Source organism: Caballeronia sp. DA-9 (genome assembly GCF_051615025.1).
Lineage (GTDB): Bacteria > Pseudomonadota > Gammaproteobacteria > Burkholderiales > Burkholderiaceae > Caballeronia > Caballeronia sordidicola.
The window spans coordinates 1,954,359-1,967,768 of record NZ_CP195132.1; the positions used below are offsets into that span (position 1 = coordinate 1,954,359).

The window sequence follows — 13,410 nt, forward strand, 5'->3', positions numbered from 1 at the left end:
CCGCGTGCTGGTGAACACCATGCCGGTGCAGGTGACCCCGCAGGACAGGGGCACGCCATGAAGCCAGACAAGACCACGCGCGACTATCGCCGCGTGCTGGACACGGAGGCGTCGCTCACCGACCTGACGGAGCGTTCGGAGCGCCGCGCCTGGCACGTCGCGTACGTGGCGTGTGGCGTGGCGGCGCTGTGCGCGGCGGGGCTTGCGATCATGGCGCCCTTCTACCGGGTCGTGCCGCTGCCGATCGAGGTGGACAGGCTCACCGGCGAGGCGCAGGTCATCGACGTGCTCGACGCGAAGCACGTTCACGCGGGCGAGATCCAGGACAAGCACTGGGTCGATGCATACGTCCAGTCCCGTGAACGTTATGTGTGGGGGCTGCTGCAGATGGACTACGACAGCGTGCTCACCATGAGTGATGACGCGGTCGCACGGGATTACCGGCAGATCTATGGCGGACCCGATGCGCTTGACCGTCAGCTTGGGGCCGATACGGAGCGACATATCCGCATCCTGTCTACGACGCTGCCACCCGACGAGCCCGGCCACGCCGTCGTGCACATCGAGCGCACGACCCGCAAGCACGGGATCGACAACGCCGAGCCGCCTGTGCGTTTCGTGATCACGCTGGCCTACACCTACCGCCCGCCCGTGTTCACCCGGGAGAGCGTTGCGATCAGCAATCCGCTGGGGTTTCGGGTGACGGCCTACAGCCGTGATCCGGAATACACACCACCGGGGGCGTCCACGAGTGGCGCGGGGAAGGCGGGCGTCACATCGGGCGGAGGGGCGCAATGAAACCGGCAATGTGGCTCGTCTGCGTTATCTGTGCCTGGCTCGGTGTGTGTTGCGTGCCGGCGCTGGCCTGGGATCTGCCTGACTGGTCAAGGGATTCGCGCGTGCGCGAGGTGTTGTACCGGCCCGATGCAGTGGTCCGGATCGATGCACAGCGCGGTTTTGCCACGCACATCGTGCTCGACGCAAAAGAGCATATCGAGGTGGTGGCGCCCGGTGACCGGGATGGCTGGCAGGTGCTGGCGAAGCGCGGCGATCACGACGTGTATCTGAAACCGCAACTTGCCGCGCACGACACCAACCTCGAAATCCGTACCGACCGGCGCAGCTACAGCTTCGACCTGGTGGTGTTGCCGCTTGCGACCCGGTTGGGCAACAAGCAGGAGATGTACCGCGTCACCTTCACCTATCCGGCTGATCAGGGCGGCGAAGGCGGCGAGGGTGCCGGCAGCGAGGCGCGGCAGCGGCAGGACGCTGCTGCCGTGCAGGCGAGGCTCGACGCGCCGCCGCTCATCCGTAATACGGCGTACTCGATGCAGGTCATGCCCCATTCCGACGACATCACACCGGGCGCGGCGTGGGACGACGGTCGCTTTACGTATATCCGCATTCCGGATAACCGGCGGATTCCCGCGGTCTTCCGGGTGGCCGAAGACGGATCGGAGAGCGTGGTGGACAGGCACATGCAGGGCGACCTGATCGTGGTGCACGAAGTGGGTCGCCGGTTCGTGCTGCGTCTGGCCGATGAGGTGGTGGGGCTGTGGAACGACGCCTACGACGTGAACGGCGTACCGCCGGTGGGAGGCACCACGGTCGATGGGGTCAAGCGGGTCCCCAGGCAGACAGGGGAGCATGGCGATGACTGACCAGACACGGCGGGATGCTCAGGATGCAGCGGATGCACAGGATGCGCGCAACGGGCAGGGGCGTGCTGAAGGGAGCACTCAAGGCAGCATCGGCGGGGCCGCTCAGGGGGGCGCCGACCGGACGCCGGCTAACGGCACAACTGCGGCGCCCAACACGATTTCGCCGGCTGAGGCGCCCCCGTCTGGTGGCGGGGCGGCCGGTGGTGTGGCGGCAGGCGATGGGGCAGCGGGTGGTGCAGCGACCGATCGCGGACTGCCGGAGCTGGGGCAACGGCGCGCGCTGGGGCGTCCCCGTGCGTGGTGGCTCACGCCGCTGACGATCATCGTGGTGGCCGTGGCGGGAGCCGTGTGGACGGTCCACGGCATGCTGGTGCGGCACGAAGCCGAGGCTCGGGCGAGGCGTGACCACGCCATGGAACAGGGCCAGCAGGGTCGGACTTTCGATGATGCCTCATCCGCGCTGGCGATGGCACCGGGTGCGTCGGATACGTCCGGCGTCGCGCACCCGACGTCTTCTGTAGCGGCGTCGGCGCCCGTCGAAGCGAGGCCAGTCAGCCGTACGGCCTCCGTAGCGCCGGCCCGGACCTATTACGACGCGCCACTGTTTGACGGCGGCGCGGGCGGCAAAGACGGATCGACACCGGTGGTCCCGGAAGGCGGCGCCGGTACGACAGCGGGCGGTGCCCAGGCGGGTGTTCCTCGCGGCGCGCTCACTGCCGCATCAGCATCAGGCGGTCCCCTTGCGCAGGCCTTGAGCCCGACGCTGACCCCGCGCGCGAGCGCATCGCTCTTGGGTGACCGGAACCTGATCCTGGCCCAGGGCGCGAAGATCGACTGCGTGGGCGACACCGCATTTGATTCGACCGAAGCAGGGATATCGACCTGCACGGTGACGAAGAACGTCTACTCGGACAACGGGCACGTGCTGCTTATCGAACGCGGCTCTCAGGTGAACACCGAGTACCGGGCGAACCTCGGGCAGGGGCAGCGGCGTGTGTTCATCCTGTCGGCGCGCATCAAGACGCCGACGGGCGTGACGGTGGAGATCGATTCACCTGCCGCCGACGCACTGGGCCGAATGGGCGTCGGGGGATACGTCAACAACCACTGGGGCGAGCGCATTGGCGCGGCCCTGCTGCTCGGACTTGTCCAGGACTCGATCGGCTATCTTGCCACGCGCGGAGGCAACGATAACGGTTCGATCGAGTTCGAGAACACGCAGCAAAGCGGCAATGACATGGCAACGCGCGTGCTCGACAGCACGATCAATATCCCGCCGACGCTTACGCAGAACCAGGCGGCGGAATTCACGATCGTGATCGCGCGGGATCTGGATTTCAGTTCCGTCTATGCCCTGCAACCTGTACAGATGGAGGAGAACCGCCATGACAGCCCCTGACGATCCCCACTTCGACGAACGGCTGGCAGACGACGCGTCGGTGCGTGAACTGATGCGTCCGTTCGCCCCGCTGCTGCGCGATCCTGAGGTGACCGAACTCGTGATCAACCGGCCGGAGCGGGCGTTGACCGAGACTCACACGGGATGGCACGAGCATGAACTGGCTGGACTGGACTTCGAGCGGCTGATGTCGTTCGCGGTCGCCATCGCGACCCTCACGAGCCAGGAGATCTCGGCGCAGCATCCGATCCTCTCGGCGCTGCTGCCCGATGACGAGCGTATCCAGATCGTGGTGCCGCCGGTGGTCCCGCCGCGCACCGTGTCGATCACGATCCGCCGACCGTCCTCGCGCGAACGCGCACTCGACACGTATGCGAGCGAAGGTCTCTTCGACGGGACACTCTGGCAGCGGCCCGCCCGGCTGGATGCCGTGATGGACCGGTTAGGCGTGCTCGACCAGCAGCTTGTGCGGTTGCTCTCGGCGGGCGATTTTGCGGGCTTCTTCCGGCGCGCGGTCGAGGGTCGCAGAAATTTCGTGACCGTGGGTGACACGGGTTCGGGCAAGACGAGTTTCATGAAGACGCTGTGCCAGCACATTCCGGCGACCGACCGCGTGGTCACGATCGAGGATGTGCGTGAGCTCTTTATTCCGCATATCGAAAACAGCGTCCACCTCCTCTATAGCAAGGGCGGCCAGGGCCAGGCGCGTGTCACGCCGGCCGACCTGATAGCGAGTTGTATGCGCATGAAGCCGGACCGGGTACTGCTCGCCGAGTTGCGTGGCGCCGAGGCGTACGACTTCCTGAAATTGCTCACGACGGGACACGCGGGGTCGATTACGAGCTATCACGCGCAGAACGCCGCGGTGGCGATCGAACGGTTTGCGCTGATGGCCAAGGAGCACCCCGAGGCCGCGGTCTATCAGGATGCAGCGTTAAAGCGCTTGCTGTTCCTTACCATCGACGTGGTCGCGCACCTGGAGGCGATGCCGGTACGCAATGAACAGGGTGTCCAGACAGGCAAACGCTGGGCAATGACGGAAATCTGGTTCGATCCGACCCGCAAGTCGGAGAGCGCCTTCGGGTAGGAAGAAGGCCATTTGGAATGCCGAATTACTTTCTACATTGAAAGGAGTACATATGAATGCATCGATTTTATACCGCGGGGTACTGCTCGTGCGGCATGCATGGCGTCATCTGTATCCGGCGCTGGTGACGGTCGCAGTGGTTGCCGCGCTGGGGTGCGCAACGGTGGGGGCATTCTGGCTTGCGTCGTTCCTGCTCGCGGCGAGCGAGCATCGCAATCCGCTGCACGCGGGTCTGTGGGGCTGGTGGGATGCGATGTCGGCGTGGCACGACGGCAGGCTGCCTAAGGCGGGGCGGAAGGTGGTCGGTGCCGCGGTGCTGGGTTGCCTGATGGCTTTCGGTGGGCCTCCCTTTGCATGGTGGGCGATCCGCAACGTAAGCGGGCGGCGCGAGTTGCACGGCAGCGCGCAGTTCGCGACCGAAGCGGACATCCGCCGCGCGGGGCTGCTGTGAACGCGACAGTGAAAGCGACGGTGAAAGCGACGGTGAACACGGCGCGCGTAACTACGGGCAAAGCCGCCGGCGCCGCACCCGGACAGCTGCCCGCGATCGTCGTCGGGCTTTGGCGGGGCCGCTATCTTCGCTTTACCGGGCAGCAGTTCGTGCTGCTGGCGGCACCCGCGCGCTCGGGCAAGGGCGTCGGCATTGTGGTGCCGAACCTGTTGAGTTACCCCGACTCGGCGGTGGTGCTGGACATCAAGCAGGAGAACTTTCGGATCACGGCAGGCTTTCGTGCGGCACACGGGCAGCAGGTTTTTCTGTTCAACCCGTTCGCGGAGGATTTCCGCACTCATCGCTACAACCCGTTGTCCGCGATCTCCGATGGCGTGTTCCGGGTGGGCGACATCCTCGCCATCGGCTATGCCCTGTATCCGGCGGGTGGTCACGATGATTTCTGGAAGGACCAGGCACGCAATCTCTTTCTCGGGCTGGTGCTGCTGCTGTGCGAACTGCGGGATGTGCGTGACTCGGTGCGGGAATCGATGCGGGAATCGGTGCGGGAATCGGTGCGCGAGTCCGTCCGTGAATCGATAGGTGACCCGGCGCGTGATGGGGTCGGCGAGAGCGGGCAACCGGCGGGACGGGAAGGAACGACACCGGATGTGCCCGACTATCCAGTGACGATGGGCGAAGTGCTGCGCCAGTCGTCGGGCAACGGCATGCCGCTCAGGCGGTATCTGCAGATGACCCTGCGGCGGTTCAACCAGCACCTGTCCGGCGCCTGCGTCGACGCGCTGAACCGGTTCCTTTCGAATGACGACAAGGTGCTCGCGAGCATTCTGGCGACGTTCAATGCGCCGCTGACGATCTGGGCCAACCCGATCGTCGATGCGGCCACGAGCGCCAACGATTTTGATCTGCGCCAGGTTCGCATGAAGCGCATGACGGTGTATATCGGCATCACGCCGGATCACCTGCCCGAGGCGGCGTTGCTCGTCAACCTCCTGTTCTCGCAACTCGTCAACCTGAACACGAAACAGCTGCCGCAGGATAACGCCGAGCTTCGCTATCAGTGCCTGTTACTGATGGACGAGTTCACGGCGATTGGCAAGGTGGACATCATCGCGAAAGCGGTGTCATACATGGCGGGCTATAACTTGCGCCTGCTGCCGATCATCCAGTCCGTGTCGCAACTTGAGTCGGTATATGGGCGCGCCGACGCGCGCACCTTCGTGACCAACCACGCGATGCAGATCCTGTATGCGCCGCGTGAGCAGAAGGATGCGAATGAGTATTCGGAGATGCTGGGCACCTTCACGGAGAAATCGCGCAGCGTGAGCCGCCCGAGCGGCTGGTTCGGTGGTCGCGGAGGGGGTGGCGCGAGCGAAAGCATTTCGGACCAGCGTCGTGCGTTGCTGCTGCCCCAGGAGCTGAAGGAGATCGGGCAGACGAAGGAAATCATCGTTCTGGAAAATACCCGTCCGATTCTGGCCGAGAAGATCTGCTACTGGATGGACCCGGTGTTTATCGAAAGACTGCGGCCGGCGCCCGCGATCCCCATGCTTGACGTCGCTCTTTTCCGGGCGAGGCTCGAGCGGCGCGTGCGTGCGCTGAGTATCGAAGACGTCGATACCGGAACGCAGCGCCTCACGGGCACGCCGGCTGATTACCTTGAAGTGCTGGCGGCATGGGACGAGCGCGATCTGCCGGCCGACATGGCGGACATCAGCGAGCATGCAGCAAGCGTGTACGTGAATCGGCATCTTGCGTTCATCGGTGTGCCGCAGCCGGCCATCGCTGAGGCCGAGCGTGCACTGTCGCTGACCGAACTGGAGGGCGGCGAACTTCAGGCCGAGCCGACACTGGCGCCCGCGGCTGCGGCGGCCGTGGCGGACGGGCTGTTCTCCCAGGTTGGAGGCGATAGGGTTGACACCGGTGACGGTTCCACACCGGCGGGCGAACAGGGCAAGACGTCGCGCAAGCGTGGTCCACGCAAGAGCGCGGGCACGGCCGGCCGGAAGCAACCGGACCGGCAATCGGACGAACAACAGGACCCGCAGCCCGATCAGGCGAAGCGCACGAAGGGCAAGCGCGCCGCCCAGACGGGCGATGAAGGAGCGCGGCCATGACTACGCCCACGCGCACGCCCATGAACACCCCATTCGCAACCGAGGCCGACCGTGTGCGCGCCGCGCTGTCGGTCATCCCCGCGGAGGACTACGAGACGTGGGTCGACATGGCCTTCGCGGTGAAAAGCGGCCTGGGCGAGGCGGGTTTCGATCTGTGGGACACGTGGAGCCGTACCGCAGCCAACTACGACGAGCGCAGCGCCCGCACCACGTGGAAGTCGGTACGTGAGGAAGGCGGCAAGACACTTGCGTCGCTCTTCTGGCTCGCGCGCCAGTACGGATTCGATCCGGCAGCGTGGAGAAGCGGGCGGCCCGCACCGGCGAGTCCAGCCCATCGTGAACATGAGGCGGCGGCACTGGAGGAGCGCCGGCGTCGCGCGCAGGCCGATCTCGACGCGCGCCATCGGGCGGCAGCGACGCTGGCGCGGAGGCTATGGGAAGAGGCCTGGGGCGCTGAGGCTGACCATCCGTATCTGGTGCGAAAGGGTCTACCCGCGGCCAGGACATTGCGCGAACTGGATGCGCCCGATCTGCAGCGTCTTGCCGGTTACACACCTCATAGTGAGGGCGATGTGCTAACGGGGCGGGTTCTGCTGGTGCCCGTACATATCGATGACGCGATCTCGACCGTGGAATTTATCGACGAAGCGGGTCGCAAGTCGACGCTGGCAGGTGGCGCTAAAGCGGGCGGTTACTGGGCAACGGGTGTCTTGCCGCCTTCTCACGACGAGCCGGGACCGATCGTGGTCGCGGAAGGCATGGCGACCGCCCTCTCCGTCCACCTTGCCACCGGCTGGTTTGCGCTCGCGGCGCTCTCTGCCGGAAACCTGCCGAAGGTCGCGCAGGTCTGGCGTAGCCGGTACCCGGATGCGGAAATTGTGATCCTGGGTGACCGGGGGCGTGGAGAGGAATTCGCACAGCGCGCGGCGCACGACATCGAGGGACGTCTGGCTATTCCGGCGTTTCCGCCCGAGGCGCATCTGAACAGTGGGCTGCCCACTGACTTTAACGATCTGGCAGTGCTGGCCGGTCCCGAAGCGATCAGGGCTGCGCTGACTCATGTCCTGGACGGGCCGGTTGCGAAGATGTCCCCGCGAGTCACAGCGGAGGCGGAACAGGACGGTGTGTCCAACCGGCGGGATGCCGGGGACATAGGAATTGACGGCGAGGGGAGCGGCGGTGTCACGGGCGGCGGCGAGGCGGGATTCGCCGTCATATCTGGGCGTCTGGAGGAGGACCACATCATGGGCAAGGTAAAAGCAGCAAGCGAAGGATCGAGACCGCCGGATGTGGGTGATGCGGTGCGAGGTAGTGGTCAGGATAACGAACGGAATACAGAGCGGGCCGTTGCTGGAACCCAGGCGGCCGCATCGGCATCGCGTCGTCAGGTCGGTGAGTCGCTTTATCTGCTCGCTGACGTGCCGGATGAGGTCAAGGGATTGGCGAAACACCGGTTCGGTGCGGATATCCGGATGGGCACGCCACGGGAGAACGGTGGACCGTACCGCGGCGAGGTCTTCGATGCGGATGTGTACCTGATCCAGGAGGTTGCGCTGCGCAGCGTGGTCTTTCACTCGAAGGCGCGAGCCGACTTTGTGTCAGAGCGTCTGAAGTGGGCCGCGGACCATCAGCGTCTGAACGGCATGGATATCCAGATCGGGTATGACCACGACGTAGCGAAAGTGTATCCGTGGGACCGGGCGCGGGACCATCTCGAGCGGGCCGTCGCATCGCTGAAGAAATCGGCGAAGGAGTTGGGATTGGGCGACGAGGTCGTGCAGACGCTCGACCGTCTGCAGACACAGGCCTGGAAGCGGGTGAAGGACGCACGCCGGGCTGTGCTCTCGCGCGCGAAAGAGCGCAGTGAGCCCCGCAGTGAACCCACCGGTCAGGACCGCGCGGACCGGCCTGATGACGGCCCGCAGCGTTGACGGCCTGCGTACCGCAGGCACTTGCACCGACGAGGTATCGTGATGGCAGATAACCTTTCTTCCGCAGACGCAGAGGCTCCTCAGTCTGGGTCCGCGCATGGCGCGCCGCCACCGGATGTAATTCCGGCCAATGTGATCGAGCGCGATGATGACGCGTCTGATCCGGGATCCGCGGCCCCGGAGCGCGAGGATGGTCCTGTGGCCGAAGGGCTGGACCCGGCAACGCTCGAAGCGCTCGCCGCGCGCCGCCGGCGGGATGCCGATGCGGCGCGCGCGCATCTGGGAACGGATGCGCGAGGCTGGGACCAGCAGTCGGGACCACCACCATCTGCGCAGGCCGCCCCACCGCAGGCGGGGGGCACCCGGCATGCGGGCGACCCTCCCGATCAAGACGCTGCTGCCGCGCGTGCTGCCGGGGTACTGAACGATCCGCCCGAACTGGTGAAGAAGCGATATCTGCGTGCGGGCCATCAGTATTTCCTGAAGGACGAGCCGCATCACCTGGCGTTTGAGGACTGGGGCATGCGACTGGTCACGGGGCACAACCGGGCGGACATCGTCGAGTCGATGGTGGAGATGACGGCCGCGAAGGGCTGGCACCGTATCCGCGTGTCGGGCCACGAGGACTTCCAGCGTGAGGTGTGGCTTCAGGCGTCACTGCGCGGTATTGAGGTTCGCGGCTATGAGCCGAAGGCGGTCGACCGTGCACGTCTGGACGAACTGCGCAAGTCCTGGATGCACAACCGGATCGAGCCTGAGCTGCAGCCTCAAGCAGCGAGTCAGCCACGTGGCGCGCAGACCGACAGCCGCTACCCGCGTGAGCCCGCTCCGGATGCGCCGGGTCCCATGCCTGTGCCGACCGGGTCGCCTCGCGGGCCATCTCGAGGGGCGCGACAGGAGCGCAGGCCTTCTGTGCAGCCGCCCGCGCCGAGACCGGCATCGTCGCAGGACCCGCTGGATGGGGTCCGGCTGGTCAACCGCGCGGGGCGGGATGCGGTCGATGCGGAGCGGCAGGCACGGGAAACCGTCCGCGTCGGCCAGTTGCTGGACCACGGCCCGGCGCCGTATCAGCACGATCGTGAAAACAGCGACTCATATTACGCGGTGGTCCTCAACCGGACAGGCAAGGAGCGCATCGTATGGGGCGTGGATCTCGAGCGGGCGATCGAAGAGAGCAGCGCCAACATCGGCGATACGGTGTCGCTGGAGAGTCTCGGCAAGCGCTGGGTCACGGTGGAAATTCCGGTGCGGGATGCTGCAGGCAAGGTGGTCGATGTCGAGGAAAAGGAGGTGTATCGCAACACATGGCAGGTCGATGTGCTCGAGCGTACGAAGACGAGGGACGCACCGCAGGGCGCACAACAGGGCGCACGACTGGCACCGGATCGCGAGGCCGATATCGGCGACGCGGCCGATGATGCGCCCGATGTGACGCGGGTTGCCTTTGGCAGGAGGCGTGACGGGGCGGGTGGCCCGCCGGTGCCCGAAGGCAGCGACCCACCAGCCGTCGACAGGGCGCTGCAGCTTGCAGTGATCATGGCGGCAATGCGGGAGCAGGGCTTCAGCGAGAAGTCGGTCGCGAAGGTCCAGGCCCGGGCCGGCCGCGTGCTGGATACCCTGGCTTCGCAGGGCGTCACGGTGCCCGCGCCTCGCGTCTTCGATCCCAAGGCGCCGTCAGAACGCGCGCGCACGGTGCGCAAGGCGGAGCCGCAGCGCACGCGGGACAGGGAGCGTGCGCCGGCTGCCCCCGATCCCTCCATGCCGGGGCTGTGACGATGGACGCGAATCCGAATGTGGGCGCTTCCCGGGCTTTGGACCGGCGACCACGCGCGCGCGTCTCGATCGAGCTGGGGGCGTTAAAGCCGCGATGGGATGCCTATTGCCGATCCACCGGGATCGCATCTGCGGAGCGTCTTCGACAACTGATATTGGACGCGCTCGGGCAACACGCAGTCACCGATCAATCTGCAACAGTTGCGCTGCCCGTCGATGACAGTGGTCCGCGCCTGCGGGTGGAAGTCCGTCTGAGCGCGGCGGAGTTCGATGCGGTGGAGCACGTTTCGCAGCAGGCCGGCATGTCGGTGAACCGTTGGATCGTCGCGGCGATCCGGGCGCAGATCACCGGAGAGCCTCAGTTCGGCGATCGTGAACTGACCGTGCTGGCGGACTCGAACCACCAACTGGCGGCGCTTGGCCGCAACCTGAACCAGATAGCACGCGCCTTGAATATGGCACCAGACAGATCCGCACGTCGGAGGCTGGTCACGTTGGACGCGCTGGATGCGCTGAGAGCGGACGTGGACCGCCATCTCGACCGCGTGGGGGGACTCATCCGCGCGAATGTCGCACGGTGGAGTCGCTGATCATGCCGTTTCCCAAACGCTTTATCGACGGTGTGCTGCTGAACTGGGGAGATCGCCTCTTCTACGAGCCGCTGCGCCGGCGTCGTGCACCACGCATGGGTGGAGCGAAGTTATCTGCGGGTGCGCAGGACGCCGCGCGGTTGCGCGCGGAACTGGCACGCACGGTTCGCCGTGTGCCCGAGGTGATGGTCAAGATCACCAACAAGGCCAGTGGCAGTAACGGGATCGGGGCCATTCGGCGCCATCTGGACTATATCTCGCGCAACGGCAAGGTCGAGCTGGAAGAGCAGGACGGCCAGTCGATTTCAGGTGCCGGAGCGCTGAGTGATCTGGTCGAGGAATGGCGCCGGGGCGGCTGGGGTATTCCCGCCGAAAGCCGGCGCCGCGAAACCTTCAATATCCTGCTATCGATGCCGCCTGGAACGGACCGCGAGGCGGTGCGCGACGCGGCACGTGAGTTCGCGCGTATCGAATTCGGCGACAACCATGCCTATGTGTTCGCGGCCCATAACGACGAGGCGCATCCGCACGTGCATCTGAGCGTGCAGGCGAGGGGCCGCGACGGCCGGCGACTGAATCCGCGCAAGGCGGATCTGCAGGGGTGGCGCGAGACCTTCGCCGCGCAGTTGCGCGAACACGGCGTGGACGCCAATGCGACACCACGGCGCACGCGCGGCGTGACACAGCGCTATCCGAAGCAGGCCGTGGTCCACCTGCGTGCGCGCGGCATGGTGCCGGAATTTGACCGACGTGCTCTCGAACGCGGTGACGCTGATCGAGCGGCCATGCTCGGCGCGCACGAAGGGGCACTCGTCGCATGGCGGGAAATCGGCCAGGCACTGGCAGGGTCTTCGAGTGCACAGGATCGTCGCCTCGCGATTGATGTGGCGGACTTCGTGAGAAGGATGGCGATCGTGCGTGAAGCATCCGTGCCGCAGCCAGAGGAAGCTCGCGGGCGGCCACCGAAGCGCAGCGATCCACCGCATAACCCCGGTGCGGGCAGGGCAGATGCGCCGCGCCGCGTAGAGCCGGACCCAGGTCGGGTTGAGCCTGACCCCGAGCGTTGAACCGTGCAGGAGGGTGACGTCATGGCACAACCGATTTTTCCGTGGCTCGGCGGCAAGCGCCGTCTCGCGCCGATCCTGTTGTCGCGCTTCCCGGAGCACAGCTGCTACGTCGAGGTATTCGCGGGAGCCGCCGCGTTCTTCTTTCTGCGCGAGCCCGCCGAGGTGGAAGTCCTGAATGACCTGGACGGTGACGTTATCAATCTCTATCGCGTGGTTCAGCATCACCTGGAAGAGTTTGTGAGGCAGTTTCGCTGGGCGCTCAGCAGCCGGCAGGTTTTCGGATGGCTCAGCGACACGCCGACTCATACGTTGACGGATATCCAGCGCGCGGCGCGGTTTTACTACCTGCAGACGAATGGCTTTGGCGGTCGCGTGAAGAGCCGCACATTCGGCACGAGGACCACCAGTCCACCGAGCCTTAACCTGCTGAGGCTCGAAGAAACGCTGTCGGCCGCGCACCTGCGGCTCTCGGGCGCTTATGTGGAAAACCTCGACTGGCAGACCTGCGTGGCGAAGTACGATCGGACCCATACTTTCATGTACCTCGATCCGCCTTTCTGGGAAACCGAGGGCTATAGTCGGCCCTTTGCTTTCGAGGAATATGGCCAGATGGCCGACATCCTGAAACGGCTCAAGGGACGTGCCATCGTGAGCCTGAATGACCACCCGGAGATGAGGCGGCTTTTTACGGACTTCCAGCAGGAAACGGTCGACGTCAGATATACGGCAGGCGGGCGGGGCAGCAGTGTGCGTCGCACGGAACTCATCATCTACAGCTGGGATCGACGCCAGGACCCGCAACGCATCTCCCCAAAAACTGTGCGGGCAAAATGAATGGCTTGCGGTAACCGCGATGTCCAGCGCCGCATGAACGGGAACCGGTAGGCGGCAAGATGACAAGGCAAGTTGCAGGGCGGGAGGCACGTATTTTCGTGCGGGCCGCCCGCCGGGTAAAATAGCCGTTCTCGTGACGGAGTGAAATATCCATGAATTTGCACAGTCTCGATTTGCACAGTCTCGTATCGTTCGTGGCCGGCGGCATTATCGTGGTCAGGGTGGTCCTCGCATGAATGCGCGCGATCCGGTGTTCGGCGAACAAGATCGCCCGGCAGGCGCGCGTACCCGTACGAGCGCATTCGTGGGTACCCGGATCAGCTATCAGGGCATTGAGCTTGATGTGGTGGAAATCGGCCCGTTTCCACTCGCGGCCGGTGAGACGCCGGCCCGCTTCCGGGCTCGTCTGGCCGGCAGAGGCGCGCTTGCGGCCGGGTCGCTGATCGACACCCGTTGGGGCGTGTGCGAAGTCGTGGTGTGACCCGCAAAGGATGTGGCAG

Annotated in this window: 12 protein-coding genes; all 12 read left to right on the forward strand. The window is 65.5% G+C overall.

Annotation, left to right across the window (positions count from 1 at the left end; translation table 11 throughout):
* Positions 1-57: 57 nt before the first annotated feature.
* The 12 genes from ACRWA7_RS15200 (at position 58) to ACRWA7_RS15255 (ending at position 13,391) form a co-directional block, all read left to right on the forward strand.
* Positions 58-798 carry a virB8 family protein gene (locus tag ACRWA7_RS15200; protein WP_438391699.1) on the forward strand — a complete coding sequence of 247 codons (741 nt, stop codon included), beginning with the start codon at positions 58-60 and terminating at the stop codon, positions 796-798.
* Complete coding sequence (locus ACRWA7_RS15205; RefSeq protein WP_438391700.1) at positions 795-1,661, forward strand: TrbG/VirB9 family P-type conjugative transfer protein; 867 nt, start codon at positions 795-797, stop codon at positions 1,659-1,661. The genes ACRWA7_RS15200 and ACRWA7_RS15205 overlap by 4 nt, the downstream gene beginning before the upstream one ends.
* Entirely contained in the window at positions 1,654-3,060 is a 1,407-nt protein-coding gene (gene virB10, locus ACRWA7_RS15210) for a type IV secretion system protein VirB10 (protein ID WP_438391701.1), read from the forward strand. The genes ACRWA7_RS15205 and virB10 overlap by 8 nt, the downstream gene beginning before the upstream one ends.
* Complete coding sequence (gene virB11, locus ACRWA7_RS15215; RefSeq protein ID WP_438391702.1) at positions 3,047-4,147, forward strand: P-type DNA transfer ATPase VirB11; 1,101 nt, start codon at positions 3,047-3,049, stop codon at positions 4,145-4,147. The genes virB10 and virB11 overlap by 14 nt, the downstream gene beginning before the upstream one ends.
* Before the next feature lie 52 nt (positions 4,148-4,199).
* Positions 4,200-4,598, forward strand: coding sequence for a hypothetical protein (locus ACRWA7_RS15220; RefSeq protein ID WP_438391703.1), 399 nt, complete (start codon positions 4,200-4,202; stop codon positions 4,596-4,598).
* Between the two features lie 8 nt (positions 4,599-4,606).
* Positions 4,607-6,715 carry a type IV secretory system conjugative DNA transfer family protein gene (locus tag ACRWA7_RS15225; RefSeq protein WP_438391704.1) on the forward strand — a complete coding sequence of 703 codons (2,109 nt, stop codon included), beginning with the start codon at positions 4,607-4,609 and terminating at the stop codon, positions 6,713-6,715.
* On the forward strand, positions 6,712-8,646 hold the full coding sequence (locus ACRWA7_RS15230; RefSeq protein WP_438391705.1) for a PriCT-2 domain-containing protein: 1,935 nt from the start codon (positions 6,712-6,714) through the stop codon (positions 8,644-8,646). The genes ACRWA7_RS15225 and ACRWA7_RS15230 overlap by 4 nt, the downstream gene beginning before the upstream one ends.
* Positions 8,647-8,844: 198 nt before the next feature.
* A complete protein-coding gene (locus ACRWA7_RS15235) occupies positions 8,845-10,419 on the forward strand; it encodes an LPD7 domain-containing protein (protein WP_438391706.1) in 1,575 nt (524 codons plus the stop codon).
* A 2-nt stretch (positions 10,420-10,421) separates the two neighbouring features.
* Positions 10,422-11,009, forward strand: coding sequence for a plasmid mobilization protein (locus ACRWA7_RS15240; RefSeq protein WP_438391707.1), 588 nt, complete (start codon positions 10,422-10,424; stop codon positions 11,007-11,009).
* Between the two features lie 2 nt (positions 11,010-11,011).
* A complete protein-coding gene (locus tag ACRWA7_RS15245) occupies positions 11,012-12,076 on the forward strand; it encodes a relaxase/mobilization nuclease domain-containing protein (RefSeq protein ID WP_438391709.1) in 1,065 nt (354 codons plus the stop codon).
* 21 nt (positions 12,077-12,097) lie between these two features.
* Positions 12,098-12,910 carry a DNA adenine methylase gene (locus ACRWA7_RS15250; RefSeq protein ID WP_438391710.1) on the forward strand — a complete coding sequence of 271 codons (813 nt, stop codon included), beginning with the start codon at positions 12,098-12,100 and terminating at the stop codon, positions 12,908-12,910.
* Between the two features lie 232 nt (positions 12,911-13,142).
* Positions 13,143-13,391, forward strand: coding sequence for a hypothetical protein (locus ACRWA7_RS15255; RefSeq protein ID WP_438391711.1), 249 nt, complete (start codon positions 13,143-13,145; stop codon positions 13,389-13,391).
* The last annotated feature ends 19 nt before the right edge of the window (positions 13,392-13,410 follow it).